The sequence below is a fragment of the Leuconostoc citreum genome (assembly GCF_007954785.1).
Classification (GTDB): Bacteria; Bacillota; Bacilli; order Lactobacillales; family Lactobacillaceae; genus Leuconostoc; species Leuconostoc citreum.
Window position 1 is genome coordinate 133450 of the sequence record NZ_CP042410.1, and the last position, 18226, is coordinate 151675.

Annotated in this window: 11 protein-coding genes and 3 tRNA genes; 11 read left to right on the forward strand and 3 right to left on the reverse strand. The window is 38.3% G+C overall.

Annotation, left to right across the window (positions count from 1 at the left end; all coding sequences use genetic code 11):
• Positions 1-17 precede the first annotated feature (17 nt).
• From ftsH to FGL72_RS00745, 8 genes are all read left to right on the forward strand, one after another.
• Entirely contained in the window at positions 18-2108 is a 2091-nt protein-coding gene (gene ftsH / locus FGL72_RS00710; RefSeq protein ID WP_004901503.1) for an ATP-dependent zinc metalloprotease FtsH, read from the forward strand.
• 64 nt (positions 2109-2172) lie between these two features.
• Positions 2173-3069 carry an Hsp33 family molecular chaperone HslO gene (hslO, locus tag FGL72_RS00715; RefSeq protein WP_004901500.1) on the forward strand — a complete coding sequence of 299 codons (897 nt, stop codon included), beginning with the start codon at positions 2173-2175 and terminating at the stop codon, positions 3067-3069.
• Between the two features lie 117 nt (positions 3070-3186).
• Complete coding sequence (gene lysS, locus FGL72_RS00720) at positions 3187-4668, forward strand: lysine--tRNA ligase (protein ID WP_085699606.1); 1482 nt, start codon at positions 3187-3189, stop codon at positions 4666-4668.
• Between the two features lie 81 nt (positions 4669-4749).
• Positions 4750-4822, forward strand: a tRNA-Asn gene (locus tag FGL72_RS00725).
• A gap of 127 nt (positions 4823-4949) precedes the next feature.
• A tRNA-Asn gene (locus FGL72_RS00730) sits at positions 4950-5022 on the forward strand.
• A 29-nt stretch (positions 5023-5051) separates the two neighbouring features.
• Positions 5052-5124 (forward strand) — tRNA-Thr (locus FGL72_RS00735).
• Between the two features lie 352 nt (positions 5125-5476).
• The gene (locus tag FGL72_RS00740; RefSeq protein WP_004906698.1) at positions 5477-7633 is read left to right on the forward strand and encodes a peptidoglycan amidohydrolase family protein; all 2157 of its coding nucleotides are present in this window, start codon (positions 5477-5479) and stop codon (positions 7631-7633) included.
• A gap of 354 nt (positions 7634-7987) precedes the next feature.
• Entirely contained in the window at positions 7988-8299 is a 312-nt protein-coding gene (locus FGL72_RS00745) for a hypothetical protein (RefSeq protein ID WP_004901496.1), read from the forward strand.
• A 54-nt stretch (positions 8300-8353) separates the two neighbouring features.
• Here FGL72_RS00745 and FGL72_RS00750 read toward each other — a convergent pair whose 3' ends face one another.
• Entirely contained in the window at positions 8354-9526 is a 1173-nt protein-coding gene (locus FGL72_RS00750) for an MFS transporter (RefSeq protein ID WP_004906695.1), read from the reverse strand.
• 388 nt (positions 9527-9914) lie between these two features.
• Between FGL72_RS00750 and FGL72_RS00755 the strand changes: the two genes are divergently transcribed.
• The 3 genes from FGL72_RS00755 to FGL72_RS00765 all read left to right on the forward strand — a co-directional run bounded on the left by FGL72_RS00755 (position 9915) and on the right by FGL72_RS00765 (position 15690).
• Positions 9915-11234 (forward strand): APC family permease, encoded by a 1320-nt coding sequence (locus FGL72_RS00755; protein WP_004901491.1) that lies wholly within the window; start codon positions 9915-9917, stop codon positions 11232-11234.
• Positions 11235-11485: 251 nt separating this feature from the next.
• Complete coding sequence (locus FGL72_RS00760) at positions 11486-14176, forward strand: HAD-IC family P-type ATPase (RefSeq protein ID WP_085699608.1); 2691 nt, start codon at positions 11486-11488, stop codon at positions 14174-14176.
• Between the two features lie 110 nt (positions 14177-14286).
• Positions 14287-15690: a DUF2130 domain-containing protein gene (locus FGL72_RS00765; protein ID WP_085699610.1), complete on the forward strand. Its 1404-nt coding sequence runs from the start codon at positions 14287-14289 to the stop codon at positions 15688-15690.
• 119 nt (positions 15691-15809) lie between these two features.
• Here FGL72_RS00765 and FGL72_RS00770 read toward each other — a convergent pair whose 3' ends face one another.
• Both FGL72_RS00770 and FGL72_RS00775 read right to left on the reverse strand, forming a co-directional pair.
• The gene (locus FGL72_RS00770) at positions 15810-16679 is read right to left on the reverse strand and encodes a Cof-type HAD-IIB family hydrolase (protein ID WP_085699612.1); all 870 of its coding nucleotides are present in this window, start codon (positions 16677-16679) and stop codon (positions 15810-15812) included.
• Between the two features lie 12 nt (positions 16680-16691).
• On the reverse strand, positions 16692-18176 hold the full coding sequence (locus FGL72_RS00775) for a BglG family transcription antiterminator (RefSeq protein ID WP_085699614.1): 1485 nt from the start codon (positions 18174-18176) through the stop codon (positions 16692-16694).
• Positions 18177-18226 lie beyond the last annotated feature (50 nt).

The window sequence follows — 18226 nt, forward strand, 5'->3', positions numbered from 1 at the left end:
GAAATTGGGGAAACTTAATGAATAATAATCCAAAAGGTGGTTTCTTAAAAAGTTCTGTCTTCTATATTTTCATTTTCCTAGCTGTCGTTGGGATGATTTATGGTTTGTTTGGTAATGATAAGTCATCTTCTAAGACACTAACGTCAAGTGAATTTATGAAGGCACTGAATGACAAGGAACTTAAGTCAATTACAGTGCAACCTGGAAATGGTATCTATAATGTTTCAGGTGAGTATCGTACGGCGCAAAAGACGAAGGCTGACAAGGGATTAAGTTTCTTGCAGTCATCTCAAAAAGTAACACGCTTCAGTTCTACATTGCTACCTAACGATGCTTCTCTGAAGTCAGTGACACAAGTCGCTTCATCAACTGATACGGATATGGTTACAAAGCAACAAGAGTCGTCAGGCTTTTGGCTAAATTTGTTAGTATCGTTGATACCTGTTTTGCTTATCGTGGCAGTATTTTATGTCATGATGAGCCAGGCTGGTGGTAAAGGCGGCCAAGGTGGCATGATGAGCTTTGGAAAATCAAAAGCAAAGCCATCTGATCCTAAGGACAACAAAGTTCGCTTTTCTGACGTCGCTGGCGCCGAAGAAGAAAAACAAGAATTGGTTGAAGTTGTTGAGTTCTTAAAGTCACCTAAGAAGTTCGTTAATCTTGGTGCCCGTATTCCAAAAGGTGTTTTGCTTGAGGGACCTCCGGGAACTGGTAAAACATTATTAGCTAAAGCAGTCGCTGGTGAAGCGAGTGTCCCATTCTTTTCAATGTCAGGTTCTGACTTCGTTGAGATGTTTGTTGGTGTTGGTGCTTCACGTGTACGTGATTTGTTTGAAAATGCTAAAAAGTCGGCACCAGCCATTATCTTTATTGATGAAATCGATGCCGTTGGTCGTCGACGCGGTACAGGCATGGGTGGCGGAAACGATGAACGTGAACAAACACTTAACCAAATATTGATTGAAATGGATGGTTTTGAAGGATCAGAAGGTGTCATTATTTTGGCTTCAACTAACCGTTCTGATGTGCTAGATCCAGCATTGCTTCGTTCTGGTCGTTTTGACCGTAAAATTTTAGTTGGGGCACCTGATGTTAAGGGCCGTGAAGCTATCTTAAATGTTCATGCCAAGAACAAGCCATTGGCAGATAATGTTGATTTGAAAGCCATTGCGCAGCAGACACCAGGGTACGTTGGTGCCGATTTGGAAAACTTGTTGAACGAAGCTGCTTTACTTGCAGCACGTCGCAATAAGAAAAAAGTTGATGCAGCAGATATTGATGAAGCTGAAGATCGTATTTTCCAAGGCCCAGCAAAAACAAACCGTGGTATGTCAGAGCAAGAGCGTCGAACAACAGCATACCACGAAGCGGGTCATGCATTAGTTGGTTTGGTACGTTCAGAAGCATCAGTTGTCCGTAAAGTAACGATTGTACCACGTGGTCGTATTGGTGGGTATGCATTGATGACGCCTAAAAATGATCGTTACAACTTACGCTACTCTGAGGCAAAAGAGCAGCTAGCTGGTTTGATGGGTGGTCGTGCCTCGGAAATATTCATGTTTAATGAAGCTAGTTCTGGCGCGTCAAACGATTTTCAACAAGCTACTGGTTTAGCAAGACAGATGGTTACGGCATTTGGTATGTCTGACAGAGTTGGTATGGTACAGCTTGAAGGTAATGCCAGTGTCGGTTACGCTGAACAGGCTGGGAATCGTAGTTATTCTGAAGAAACCGCAAGATTGATTGATGAAGAAGTGCGTCGTATTACGAAGGAAGCATTTGAAGACGCTTCAGCAATTCTTTCTGAACATAAGGATAAGCTGGTTGCGATTGCCGAAGCATTGCTAGAAGTTGAAACATTGGACGAAAAGCAAATTAGAGATATTTACGAAACTGGTAAATTTACACGTAAAGATATACAAGATGATGATGAACTGGCGACAGCTAAATCATTTGAAGAAGCAAAAGCAGCCGTTGATGCTAAAGATTCAGAGGCTGAAGAGCGTTATGAACATCACGATGAACCAAAAAAACAAGATGATAGTCAGTCAGAAGTTGAAACACCAGATGATGCGCCAATTGATGACAAAAACGATAAAAATAAGTAAAATGATAGTTGGCGTTTAACGTCAACTTTTTTATTTTAATGACGCATGGCGTAGAAAGTATATTATGGCAGATCAATTTATTAAAACAGTGACAAAAAACAAATTTTTTCGAGCATATGCATTAGATGGTACGCAGCTTGTTCGTGCTGCAGCTTTGACACATGACACATCGCGCTTAGGAGCGATTGTTTTAGGGCGTGGTATGTTGGCAACGACATTAACTGCTCAATCAGTCTTAAAGGGCGAAGAACGACTTGCTATTCAAATTAATGGCCGTGGCCCAATTGGGAATATTGTGGTCGAGGCAGATGCTAAGGGTAGCGTTCGCGGTTACGTGACCAACCCGCAAGTTGCATCAATCGTTGATGACAAAGGACAATTGGATGTTGCGCAAGCTGTTGGTTCAAATGGTTTCTTACAAATAACTAAGTTTGCACCTTATTCAGATCCTTATATAGGGCAGAGTCAGCTGGTCTCAGGCGAAATAGGTGATGACTTTACCTATTACTTGGCGCAATCTGAACAAATACCATCAGTTGTTGGTGTATCAGTTTATATGAACGCTGATAACACAGTTGAAGCTGCCGGTGGTTTTCTCATTCAAGCATTACCGGATGCAACCGACGAAGCACTTGATACCCTAGAAAAAGCGTTAAAGCAAATGAAGCCCTTGGCGGATATGCTAGTTGATAGTTACACACCACTAGATATTTTAGAAGAAATTTTTGGTAAAGGTGAAGTCGAGATACTACAAGTAGCAGGGGTTGGTTTAGCTGCAGAGCCATCAAAAGCGGCTTACCGGGATATGTTGACAACTTTGCCCGCAGAAGAAGTACAAGCGATGATTGATGAAGATGGCGGTGCGGAGGTTGTGGGTAAGTTCTCTGGTAAACGGTACTTTTTCACAGCTGAAGAATTAAGCCGTATTGTTGCAGAAATTAAGAAGAATAATCAGGACTAACCTTTGAGGTTAGCTTTGTTTTTTGGTATAGTTATTATTAGTGAGAACTTTTAGAACTGGTTAATATAACCAGAATAATATGGAGGAAACGTGCTCAATTCAGAGCACTTTATACACATGGCAGAAGAAAAAGCCCTCAACGATCAAATGCTGGCTCGTCGTCAAAAATTAGCAACTATTGTTGATGATTTGCATTTAGATCCATTTGGTAAGCGTTTTGAGCGTACAGCAAAGGCGCAGGAATTACACGATTTATATGATAACAGTACATTGGAAACGCTCGAAGCAGAACAACATGAAGTTGTGATTGCTGGTCGTATGATTGCTAAGCGTGGTGCAGGGAAAGTGATTTTTGCTGATTTCCGCGACGTTTCAGGCAAAATTCAAGTCTATGCTAAGCGCGATGATTTGGGTGAAAATTATCCAATTATTAAGCGAGCTGATTTGGGCGATTTCCTTGGTATTAAAGGAATTATAATGAAAACTGAAGCGGGTGAATTAACCGTTTTGGCAACCGAATTAACGCATTTAACAAAGGCTTTACGTCCCATGCCTGACAAGTTCCATGGTATTGCTGATGTTGAAACTCGCTATCGCAAGCGTTATTTAGATTTGATTGCTAATGAGGAATCATTCAAGAAATTCCAATTACGCTCGAAGATAATCTCAGCAATTCGTGCTTATATGGATTCACAAGACTTTATGGAAGTTGAGACGCCAATTTTACAAACAGAAGCTGGTGGTGCTGCTGCGCGGCCATTCATCACACATCATAATGCACTTAATATTGACATGTATATGCGAATTGCGACTGAATTGTACTTGAAGCGTTTGGTTGTTGGTGGCTTTGAACGTGTTTATGAGATTGGCCGTATTTTCCGAAATGAAGGTATGGATCCTAAGCATAACCCTGAGTTTACAACAATGGAGACATATGCTGCATATATGGACTTCACAGACGTTATGGACGAAACTGAAGGCATATTCAAAGCAGCTGCTTCGGTAGTCTCTTCCGATTTAAAAGTGACGTATCAAGGGACAGAAATTGATTTGGGTTCAAACTTTGCGCGTAAGCATATGGTTGACTTGATTAAAGAACAAACAGGTATTGATTTCTGGCAAGACATGTCTGTCGAGGCAGCACAAAAGTTAGCTGACGATAAGCATGTTAAATATGAAAAATATTGGGGTGTTGGTCATATTATCAATGCATTCTTCGAAGAGTTTGTTGAAGACACACTGGTACAACCAACCTTTGTTTACGGTCATCCCGTCGAAGTATCGCCATTGGCTAAACGTAACGCTGAGGACTCTCGTTTTACAGATCGTTTCGAACTGTTTATCATGGGTAGCGAGTATGGCAATGCCTTCACTGAGTTGAATGATCCCATTGATCAGCGCGCACGTTTCGAAGCGCAAGTTGCTGAACGTGAAAATGGGAATGATGAAGCAGAAAATATCGATGAAGATTTCATTGAAGCACTTGAATACGGTATGCCGCCAACAGGTGGCTTGGGCATTGGCATTGATCGTTTGGTCATGCTGCTGACAGATTCTGATACGATTCGTGATGTTTTGCTTTTCCCAACAATGCGTTAAATTGTAAAAACTAATTATCAAAAACGCTTGACACATCGCCTAGTTATTCGTTATAATAATTAAGTTGTGTTAAGCAATTATTCCGACTTAGCTCAGTTGGTAGAGCACCTGACTGTTAATCAGGTTGTCGCCGGTTCGAGCCCGGCAGTCGGAGTTATATGAGAAGCAAATCTTAAAAGATTTGCTTTTTTTGTGCCATTTTTCTGGGTATCTTTATCGAAAAAAGTGTTGACATTTTTAGTCAAAACTGGCATAATTAAATAGTTGTGTTAAGCAATTATTCCGACTTAGCTCAGTTGGTAGAGCACCTGACTGTTAATCAGGTTGTCGCCGGTTCGAGCCCGGCAGTCGGAGTTATCAGGTAACCTCAGTGTTATCTACTTGCCGATGTAGCTCAGTTGGTAGAGCACGGGTATCGTAAACCTGGGGTCGGAGGTTCGATTCCTCTCGTCGGCATCAGTTTAAAACCTTCAATCATAAATGATTCGTGATTGAAGGTTTTTTTGTAATGTTGAGACTAATTGATTAGCTCAGTGTTATGTTGGTAATTTGAAAAATAAGCAAATGACGAGGTACAAAATACTTACTAACAAAAGATAAAAACAATTTGATTACAATATGTTGTTATTCTTATTAAAATGGCTGTTATTGCGAATCGATGTGATACAATAATGGCGGTGTAATTGACTTGCCTGATGACTCAGTGGTGATGGTCTACTTGTTTGCAAAATAGCTAAGTACTAAGTATTTCAACTTACTGCTTCCCATTGGTGCCAAAGGTATAGCCGTTTAATAATGGGAGAAAATCATGTTTAAACCTTGGTCTATTTTATCAACGTCTGTTATCATCGCAACAGCACTAACTACTATCAGTTTAAAGCAAGCAAGCGCGGATACAATAACTGGCGCAGCAGTAGCCGACAATAAAACGCAGACAGTAACAACGCCAATAACAGCTGACGCTACTATGGTGTTAACTGCAACTGATGTTAACCGTCACCAAAATGTTGCAACGGTAACGAGTAAAGTACCTGATAAAGCCAGTGACACAAAAAATGATGTTTCAGTAACAACGGCTAGAGATAAGAGTCAGAAACAAGAGATTGTTCAAACCCCAGACAAACAAACGAGTGCTGGCAATGATATACCAACAGATATACAAGTCTCTCATTCAGTGGCGCGTGATGACACATCTGCTACTGAAACGACAGACACAGACAAGACATCGGAATCTGCCAGTGCTGGTAAGGTAGTGGTCAATCAAGAGACACATGAACATACTAATTCTCTGCAAGTAGCAACATTAACTAGTTTTCAAAACCAAAGGACCTTTCGGGATTCTAATCGGGATTCTAAAATACAAGCTCGTTCTGGCTGGGTAAATGATAATGGTCAAAGAAAGTACCAAGAAAATGGTCATTTTATCAGTGGTGAGAAGAAAATAGATAACTACTGGTATAATTTTGATAACAACTATGTCATGTCACGTGGTTTGACACAATTACCAAATAAAATCGTGTACTACAATGCGCAAACTGGGCGAATGGTGTATGGGTATCTTTGGTACAATAATGATTTTATGTACTTTGATGATTATGATGGTCACATGATTAAGGGTGAACGGCATTACGGTAATAACAGCATGGAGTATTACGATAATTCTGGTATGCAAGTACGTGATGCTTATGTCTGGGCTGGTAACACATTTTATTATATGAAGCCAAATGGCGATGCGGTTAAAGGTGTGCGTTATTATGGTAATGGCAATATGGAATTTTATGGTGATGATTTCAAGCAAGTACGTAATAATTATGCACAAGATGCTGCTGGCCGATATTATTTAACTAGTAATGGGGATGCTTTCAAGGGTGTTCGCAACGTTGGTAATAGTTTTGAAATTTACGGTAACGATTATAAACAAGTTATCAATCAATATGTCGCTACTGGCAGTACCTTTTATTATATGGATCAAAATGGTCTGGCGATTAAAGGGATTCGCCATTATGGCAATAATAACATGGAGTACTATGGTAGTGATGCCAAACAAGTTCGAGACGCCTATGTTCACGACAATGGTGTGCTATACTATATGAAATCTAATGGCGACGCGCTGAGAGGCTTTCGGCATTATGGCAATAACATGTTAGAGTACTATGGAGATAATTTTGTTCAGTACCGTGACAAATACTTAATATACGGTCATAAAAGATACCATTTTGGCCGGTGGGGTGACGCTGACACGATTGATACTGTTGATGCCAATGGCAATGTGGTCGCCGTATCGAAATTCAACGTCTGGGACACAGCTTATATAACAAAGTTTGCTGATTCAACATTAGGCGGTAGTCATGACTTGAAGCAGCTGGCTGGACAAAATGTTACAATTCTCAACAAGACACAGACGAATTATTCAAATTCTTCATACTATTATACGGTTAGGCTGGCTAATAATAACATTATTAGTCATGTTTTAGAGCAAGACTTACAATCGTCTCCGGTACAATTTCACGTGGATGTTAATCAAGTCATTAATTGGTTTGAATATAATAAGGGTCGTTTGACTTATTCAATGTATGGTTCACGTAATGGCGCCGATGGTACAGCCGATTGTTCTGGTTCAATGACACAAGCTTTGTATGAGGCTGGGGCTAAACCATATGATTACTTGTACAGTACAGAGTCATTACATGATTATTTGACAAATAATGGATTCAAATTAATTATTGAAAATGCTTCTAGTTGGGATGCCAAACGTGGCGATATTGTGATCTGGGGTAAGCGCGGATTTAGTGAGGGAGCTTTTGGTCACGTTGGGATTATGACCACAACAGAAAATGACCCATACTTTATTTCAACATGTTATTTAACAGCAGGGGCAAAAGGATCAGCTGTTCAAGAAGTGCGTTATAATGAATTTGCGCAACGTGACAGTTACCCGTATTACTATGTTTATCGTCAAATGTAAGTTATTAAAAGCCGAAGGGCTTTTTTTCATTGCTTTCTGAAAATATTTGTTATAATGACAGTAGCAACACAGAAAGTTTTGAGTATTCATACGTTAATTTGGCGCAGCCATTAAAGGGGTAGCAAGAAATATGAATATGATTTTTAACATACTAGCTGACTTACACTTAGAAATTATATATCGAAAAATACGCTCAAGAATTGTAACTAGTTCGCCATAGATTTTTTCATGCGCACGTGTATAAATTGTGCTATCAAGCTGTCTCCAAAAATTTAAACGATAATCACAATAGGCATTGTGCGCATTTATCAGCTTAATGAGTCTAAATGACAATTGTTGAAAGTGAGTTGGCGCATGAATAGCGATTATTTGTACAAAGTCATTAAACACGCATTGTTAAAATTACAGGCAAAAGCTAATCAAAATGAGGCTGAGAGAGAAAAACTTATACCATATATTAAAAATTACCAAAAAGACCTAACAACACTTAAACGTAAGAAACGCGCAGTCCATCCAAATGATCTTAATAGTGGCGATTTAGCCGTGCGCTATGAAACACAAGTTGCCGTTGCCGACCACGAAGTTATCTTAATTATGCGAAAAACTGAACGGATAATTCAGGATCTGGCTAAGTGTCCGAGACGCGGTATTGCTGTTAATTATTAATATAAAAGAGACGTGCAATCTATTAATGGATTGCACGTCTCTTTTAAAATGTCGTTAAGCTGGCTTAAATTTAACAGTGAAAGTTAGCACACTCGCAATGACTAATATGACAGCCACGAAACTATATGGCAAAAAACTATTAATGTCCAGTAGCACACCGCCCAGAACAGGACCAATAATATTACCGACACTTGTCAAAGACATATTTAAGCCATTAATAAATCCTTGTTGTTCATTATCAATTTTGGATAGCATAGTTGTGATGGCGGGTCGTAGAATATCAAAACCAACGAAAATAATTAAGGTAGCGATAAATACTTCCCATTTGCTTTGCGAGAATAAAATCCACAAAATAGCAACAAATCCAGCCATAAAGCTGATACGAATGACCATCAGCTCACCGACTAACATGACGAGCTTTTCAAACAAAATAACCTGAAAAAAAAGAGATACGGCACCGTTGATTACTAAAAACCAAGCAATTTCTGTTAAATTAAAACCACGAACATCATGAAAGTATAGGCTGAACATATTCTCAAAGGCAGACAAACCAAACGATGCCACAAAAATCATTAATAAAAGCATGACTAATGCGACTGTCCAAAAATTACGAATAGTTTTAGTCTGAGATTGTGTCGTCTCAGCAATATTTTTGACGCGTAAGTCCTCGTCTTTTGGCATGAATATCATAAAAATGAGGAAAGCAGTGGCACCGAGTACAGCTGAACCAACGAAAGGCAGTGTATGATTAATATTAGCTAAAACACCACCAATACCAGGGCCTAAGATAATACCACCACTAAAAGAAGCGGATAACCAACCAATCACACGCGCACGATTATCGTTAGTTGTCATATCGGCTGCTAGTGCGGTAATTGAAGGAATTGACAATGCTGCCGCAAGACCACCTAATGCGCGAGCTAGGTTGAGTAACCACAAAGCATTGCCTATGCCAAAAGCGAAAACAGCTTCCGATACAGCAAAAAAGAATAAACCAGCAGCAATTAAGGGGACACGCGCAAATTTATCAGAAATTTTACCAATAATGGGTGAGGCCACAAATTGTACAGCTGCAAACAGTGCAGCCATAATGCCCATATCAGTGGCTGTCAGTCCCATATCATCTTTGATATAGGGTTCAACTGGAATAATGAGACCAATACCCAACATAATGAGTAATTGTGATCCAACTAATAAAGTTAATGCACGTTTTTGAATCTTTGTCATGAAATGTTCACGCTCTCTTTCAGTATTAAAAAAGTGTATAAAAAAGAGGACGTCGCATTGACAACGTCCAATCTATACCCATTCTGCAGGGTTAACGCATACGTGAAGTCACGTCGGTATTTACTTAATCACTATACAATATCATCAAAAAAAAGTTGTGTCAACTAGTCAAGCTGGCGTAGTAAAATAGCAGCGAGGAAACGATAACGGTATACTAAAATAGGTTATCGCGCTAACTGCGTATAAATGACGTACCAATTGACAAAAAAGACGATTACAAAGCAAACAATTGACGATTATTTTCATGAAAAGAGATATGTTTGTAACATATAACCTGTTATGATAGAAGAATATGTTTAATCATAAATGGAGAAATAGAGGAGTAAACATGGCGACAGATCAAAAACTTAATCGGACCATGACGTTAGTCCCTGCGATTTCAACTGTGATGGGTACAGTGATTGGGGCAGGGGTATTCTATAAGGCATCGAGTGTAGCTGATGCAACTGGTTCGACAAGCATGTCGTTGTTTGTATGGTTAGTTGGTGGATTAATTAGTTTAGCAGCTGGTTTGACAGGCGCTGAATTGGCGGCCGCTTTGCCACAAACGGGTGGGATGCTTGTCTATATTGAACGTGCCTATGGCAAGCTAGCAAGTTATTTATTAGGTTGGGCACAAATTATTATTTATTTCCCAGCCAGCATTGCAGCTAAGGGTGTCATCTTTGGGACACAGGTCGCTAATTTGCTACATTGGGGTAGTGCGGCGATTATTCCTTCTGGTATTGCCGCTTTGGTATCAGTTGCAATGATTAATATGTTGGGTTCAAAAATTGCTGGGCAGTTCCAGTCAATTACATTATTTTTCAAACTAATACCACTAGCTTTAATTATTATTTTTGGCTTATTACAGCCAGGCGGGGTTGATGTCAGCTTATTCCCTGTGTCACCTGGACACGCAGTTGGCGGTTGGGCAACTGCGATGGGTGCTGGATTATTAGCCACAATGTATGCTTATGATGGTTGGATTCACGTGGGTAATATCGCCGGTGAAATGAAAAATCCAACCCGTGATTTACCACGTGCGATTGCTGGTGGCTTACTAGGCATCATGATTATTTATTTGTTAGTTAATTATGCTTTCTTGCATGCATTACCATTTCATGCTATTCAAGGCAATCAAAACACCGCTATGGATGCTGCACAACAAATATTTGGTGGTTTCGGTGGTAAATTAATTACAATAGGTATCTTAATCTCAATTTATGGTACTTTAAATGGTTATACCATGACCGGAATGCGCTTGCCCTATGCTATGGCATTAGAAAACAGCTTGCCATTCTCAAAACATTTAGTTAAACTTAATCGTTTCAAGATTCCTTATATTGCTGGTATATTTGAATTGATAGTGGCGATTGCTTTGATGTTTGTCGGTGGGTTTGATACATTAACTGATATGCTGATTTTTGTGATTTGGTTATTTTACACAATGGTCTTTATTGCGGTGATTAAGCTGCGTCGTACAGAACCAGACTTAAAGCGCCCATACCGTGTGCCATTTTATCCGGTTGTGCCAATTATCGCTATTTTAGGCGGTGTATTCATTATTGGCATGACATTGATGACTGAATTTAAATTAGCTATGATTGGTGTCTTGGCAACATTAGCTGGGTTGCCACTGTACTATTTCATGCAAAAGCGTAAATAAATCAGTAAAACGTCTGACGATTGTCAGGTGTTTTTTATTTTCGCCAACCACGCCTAAAAGCGAACCAGTAGCATTTTGAAAAATGACATGGTAAAATTTTATTAATCAAAACTTTTTTGCTCAGTATTGACATGCTTGCGGGAGTAGCGGCACAAATGTGTGGGAAACTGACTAACTAGGTAATCTAATATCTAGCGGCCAACCTTAAACAGCAAGACGCAAAGTAAATTTCTCTTAAAGGAGTGTGTCATATGAGCATACAAACTAGTGAAACGGACGACGTGCCGTTATCGCCTGACATTAAGTTTCACAATCAAGAATGGTCCCAAGTTGTTGATGAACTATCAACGCCGTATCCTGATGGTTTGAGTACCAAGGAAGCAACTGATAGGTTACACAGCAATGGGTATAATGAGGTGACATTAAAACCAACACCAAAATGGGTCATGTTTTTACGGCAATTCAATAATATCATTGTGTATATTTTAGTTGTTGCCGCTGTTTTAACGTTATTGATGAGGCATTACTCTGACTCAGTGGTTATTGGATTAGTCGTGGTTATTAATGCGCTAATTGGCTATTTACAAGAAGTTAATGCAAGTAATGCACTTGAAAAGATTAAGCGCATGTTGTCAGTGGAAGCAACAGTGATTCGACAGGGACAACGTGTAGATATACCAGCGCGTGAATTAGTGACTGGCGATTTAGTATACTTAGAGGCTGGGGATAATGTCCCTGCAGATTTACGATTATTAGATGTTGATAACCTACGCATACAGGAGTCATCCTTAACCGGGGAAGCAGATTCGGTTTTAAAAAATGATGCTGTATTATCTGCTAATATGCCATTAGCTGAGCGCTATAATATGGCCTATGCTTCAACAGCAGTGACTAACGGTAGTGCTACAGGTATTGTTGTGGCTACAGGGCTACAAACACAAATTGGACAAATTTCTCAAAGTGTATCAGATGTCGCTGGAAACAAATCACCATTAACGCGAGAATTAGATAAACTGGGACATGGCATTTCTTGGTTTATTGTTGCGGCTTCTGTTGTGATGTTTGTTATTGGATGGTTACTAGATATTTATACATTGCCAACTTTGGTAATGGCTATTATTGCTATGATTGTTGGTTCAATGCCGGAAGGCCTTCCAGCTGCAACATCAATTATTTTGGCAACTGGTGTACAAAAGTTAACCAAAAAACATGCGATTGTAAAAACTTTACCTGCTGCTGAAACACTGGGAGCCGTTGATATTATAGCTTCTGATAAGACTGGGACGCTCACAAAAAATGAGATGACGGTGCAAGATATTGTGATTGATGAGAAACATTATCAAGTCACAGGAACAGGTTATGCACCCAATGGTCAAATTCTATATAACCAACAACCAGTTGAATTATCACAAGATAAATCACTAGCTATGTTTTTGACTATGGGGCATCAAGCTAATGATACGTTTTTAACAGAAACAAATGGTATTTGGGAGGTTAATGGTGAACCAACGGATGCAGCATTCTTGTCAGCTTATTATAAAGCTTTTGGACAGAAAACACCTCAGTTAGTAGAAATAGATCGTATTCCTTTTGATTCAGATTATCGGTATATTGCCAGATTAGTTGAAAACCAGAAACACGCACGTTTTATTGCTATAAAAGGTTCCCCGGACAAATTATTTGACTTAGCAGCGCATGATGATCAGTTCGATCGTCAGTATTGGGAAAAACAAGCGACTCATTTTGCGCAACAAGGTAAACGTGTGATTGCTGTGGGTTACTTAGACGTTGCTACTACATTGTCTGAAGTGACACATGAGCATTTAGCTATTGAAGGGATTAAATTACTTGGTTTGGCAGCTATTATCGACCCACCGCGGCCAGAGGTAGTTGAAGCAATTGCTGACATGCGACGGGCAGGCATTCGCGTTAAAATGATTACTGGCGATAGTGCGGATACAGCCAGAGCCATTGGTAGTCAACTCGGCCTTGCTAATAATATTAAAGCAATGACAGGCGCTGAGGTAGAAACCCTTTCTGATCGTGCCTTAGCAAAAATCGTTCCAAAATATGATGTCTTTGCTCGTACCACCCCACAGGATAAGTTACGCATTGTTGCTGCTTATCAAGCTAACGGTCTTGTAACGGCGATGACTGGGGATGGCGTTAATGACGCACCAGCGTTAAAAAAGGCAGATATTGGCGTTGCTATGGGGATTAAAGGTACGGATGTTGCCAAAGATTCTGCGGATATGGTACTAGCAACCGATGATTTCTCAACGATTAAAGTAGCCATTGCACAGGGACGCCGCTTGTATGATAATATCCGTAAAACAATTTTATATTTATTACCTACAAGTTTTGCTGAGGGGCTGATTGTGGTCTTTAGTATCTTGCTACGCCAACCAATGCCGTTGACAGCAACACAATTATTGTGGATAAATATGGTATCAGCACTGACGTTACAACTTGCCTTGATTTTTGAACCAGCTGAACCAGGTATTATGACAAGACCACCACGTCGGGCCTCGGCAAAACTGATGACACGTCATGATGTTATTCAGATGGTTTATGTAAGTGTAATTATTGCTGCGGTAGCTTTAGGCGTCTTTGAATACCTTAATGGTAAAACGAGTTTTGCGGTTGCCAGTACGATGGCAGTGAATGTGATTATTTTCGGGAAAATTTTTTATCTTTTTAATATTAGAACAGCAGCGCCTGCGCTAAGTCGTTCATTTTGGACGAATCCAATGGCATTTGTGACAATTGCTGTGATGATTCTATTACAGTTGGTTTTCACCTATGTGCCATTTATGCAAAGTGTCTTCTCGACGGCTGCATTGCGTCTAGAAAACTGGGGGGTTATTATCGCAACAGGCACAATTGTCTTAATTGTTGCAGAATTAGATAAATACCGACGTCTTTTCAAGAGTCGTCATTAAGTAACAATATATCATACGATAATAGCTGGAAGGTCGCTTAATGAGTGGCCTTTTTGCTATAATAAAAACGGTATACCCATTTAGGGCAATAATTTGAGATAGGTAATGACATGGCAAAAGTTAGATTTCACATTGCATCACAAACAGAATTAGTCCTTGATCAAGAAGCTCATATCGGGGATGTGATTGATTTGACTGATGAACAAAATATTGATACGTCTATTATTAATGGTAAGATTGCAGATATTTTAGATGATAAGTTGGTGCAGGCCAAGGTGGAATGGCAGGCACAACAAGAAAAGCAAGCGCAAATAGAATTAGAAAACCAATTACAAGCGCAAAAACAAAGTTTACAAGAACAACTTAATGACAAGTCACAACAAATTGTGGCACTAGAGACCAAATTAACAGCATTATCACAACAAAATGAGGCTGAACTGCAATCAAAACTTATACAAAAAGACCTTGATTTGCAAGAAACATTAGCTAAAAAGCAGGCTGAAATCGTTGAATTACAAGCTAAAATTGATGCTGTGAAACAACAAAGCCAATCTGAATTGACAACAACTTTAATCAAAAAAGACGCAGAAGTGCAAAATGAATTAGCTACACGCGAAAAGGTTTTAGCCGAACTGCGCTCACAATTACAGCTCAAGGAACAAGAAAAACAATTACAGCTAGCTAGTGTTAAAAATGACTATGAAACACAACTTAAAACAGCTAATGAACAAGTTGAATTTTATAAAGATTTTAAAGCACGTCAGTCAACTAAGGAGATTGGTGAAAGTTTAGAGCAATATGCCATGACAGAATTCAATAAAATTCGGCCATATGCTTTCCCAAATGCTTATTTTGAGAAAGATAATACCTTGTCGGAAACCAATTCCAAAGGCGACTTTATTTTTAGAGACTACCAAGATGATTTAGAATTTATTAGTATTATGTTCGATATGAAAAATGAGGCTGATACAACAGCTTCTAAACATAAAAATACTGATTTTTTTAAAGAATTAGATAAGGATCGCCGAGAAAAGAAAACCGAATATGCAGTTCTAGTGTCCATGTTGGAAGCCGATAGCGACTTATACAATACCGGTATTGTCCAGGTGCCGGATTACGATAAAATGTACGTGATCCGACCACAATTTTTTATTCAATTTATTGGTGTGTTGCGTAATGCGGCACTTAATTCAGTTAGTTATAAAAAAGAACTAGAACAAGTTAAAGAACAAAACATTGATATTACACATTTTGAGAGTGATTTGACGCAATTCAAAAATGCGTTTGGTAAAAATTACGAAAGTGCCTCAAATAACTTTAAAAAAGCAGTTGAGGAAATTGATAAGTCAATCGCCCGAATGGAAGCTGTTAAACGCGCGTTGACAACTTCGGAAAATCAATTACGGTTAGCCAATAACAAGTTGGAAGATGTGAGTGTTAAGAAACTGACAAGAGGCAATCCAACGATGAAGGCAAAGTTTGATGAGACTAGCAATGTAAACAGTAAAAAATAATGCAACACGGTGCATTTAAAAGCGACAGAATATGGCAATAATTTATGTTACTCTTTAGAAGCAAGCATTAGAAGATGGTTTGATTTTTATCTTGTTGTATATACTTTTTATATCTATCACTAAAAATTAAGTTGATGCTGTTCTTTTTTATGCTGGTCTAGTGTTATATTTCTAAAATAACTTTCCAAAAACTCTGATACACCATCGTGAACGTTGTCTAGTGTTTGAAAATCAGCAGCTGCTTTTACCTTTGGAATAGCATTTCCCATTGCAACTCCTATGCGGGCAAGTTTGATCATTTCTATATCATTTTCCTCATCACCGAAAGCCATTAGGTTATCTGGTGTGAGTGATAAGTGTTCTAACAATGCATTTAGAGCAAGTGCTTTGTTAACATTTTTGGGAACGAATTCTAAAAGAATACGGCGAGATCTCACAAAGTTAAACTGATTGTTAATCAATGGACTATTGGACAATATTTTTTCTAAGTGTGATAATTGTTCGCTTGTAGCGCAAACGACAAATTTATTAAATTGAAAGTTAGTATGGGTATTTAATACGCTTAGATTAATCTGAGAATATGGCAATGATCGACTAATGAGTTGAGAATATGCAGATTGGCCATATTCTTTAATGCTGTACACATGATTTTGTGTGACCAGATCGATAGGTAAGCTTAATGATTTAAGAATTAATAAGATATGTTGAATATTTTTTATTGAAAAATACTTGTTCAACAAAATATTGTTATTGGATAGATTTTTTATTAGGCCACCATTAAATAATATGACGTAATCATCCTTTTCTGTAAAATTAAGCTGATCAAGAATTGGCTTCGTGTTAGGCAAGGGACGTCCAGTTGTCAAAACAATCTTAATATGATGATGATGCAATGTTTGGAGAATACATTTATTTCGATGAGAAAGTGTTTTATCAGGTAATAGTAAAGTGTTGTCCAAATCTAGTGCAATGAGTTTGATTGTTGTCATGTGAAATACTCCTTAGATTTCAGAAATTATTTTCTGCAATCTTTCAAATTCGCTATTGTTTAATTCTTGGCCTATCAAAAAGGTTGGTTGCTTTGTTTTTAATTGTGCAGTATCAGTAATAATGATATCGAAACTGTCAAAATCATCAATATTTTCAGAGAGTTGTAGTAGTTTTCTAATAGAAAGATTAATATTTGAACCAGAACGCAAAATAATGGTTCTTAGTAAATTTTGACTATAGACTGGGAGTGCAGATGTTAGTAAAATATTGACCGGTTTAACTTTTTGATGTGATAAATAAAAGTTATAAAAAATCATAGCTAAGATGGTGACTTGATCGGGAAATAATCCGAATGGGAATAATTGATGATAAATAGCCGATTTGGACAGCGATTCAAGGGTTGATTGCATCTTATTTTCAAAATTTTTATTATGATACAGATACTCATAATTCGTAATTGATTGGTAGTGAACGGCAAACCAAAAAGGTTTAAGCTGTGTTTGTACTGATTCAATCAGTTGGTCTAATTCCTCTGGTTCGGGTCGATAATTTTCGTGCATTGTTAGAAAAGTGTTGACAATATCGGTACTGACTAACAATAAATCTTGAAATGCTTCACTATTAAAATGTGCGTCACTCTCTTTTGAGACACTTAATAATTCAAGCGTTAAAAAGTATTTGATGAAATCAGTAATTTGAATATCAAAATTTAGCGCTACTATATTAGTGAACAGGTCAATAACTTCATATTCTTGTCGATTGGTAAATGACAAAATATCATTGTGGCTAAACAAATGTTGCATGTGCTTAGTGTTGATATCGTAATAGCGAGCCAGAATAACAGAAAACATCGCTAATGCATTTGCATCGTAATTAGATATTTTTTTATCTAAATTTTCTTGGTATATACTTTGTAGTTTACTACTTAATAGGTCGAATTTTGAAAGTGTCATCTCTCTGTCAATCGTACTAATGAATAGTTTACGTATCCCAATGTCGTACTGCAATGAATAGATTAGGTTATAGGCATGAACTAAGTTGGTATATATAGGAGAATCATACATAAAACCTTTCCCTTTATCATAAATAGGTCTGAATTCTTTTCGGGCTTTTAAATCAGAGATATCTCGTAACGCTGTTGCACGGGAAACAGTAAATAAATCTTGGAAATCAATTAGACGCCATTTTCTTAGGGGCATACTAATTAATATATCCATTATTAATTGTCTTTCGTACGCATTAATGTATGACTCTGTTTTTTCAGAATCGGCTAAAGCATCTATCAACACGTGAATTTGTGAGGCATGAATTTTTTCATTAGGAAATAAGAAAGGCTGATGAGCAGAACGCAACTCCGCATTGGCATGTTGCAGAATGTAATAAATCTTGCGAGAAGACAAGTTTAAATGTCGCGCAATTGTGCGCACGCTGGGTAACGATTTGTGAGAAACAAGATAATGAACAAAATTTGAATAATTGTCATCAAAGGATTGCATAATAGAACCTCATTTAGCTGAATTCGAGAAACTACTTATGAGTCTCATTA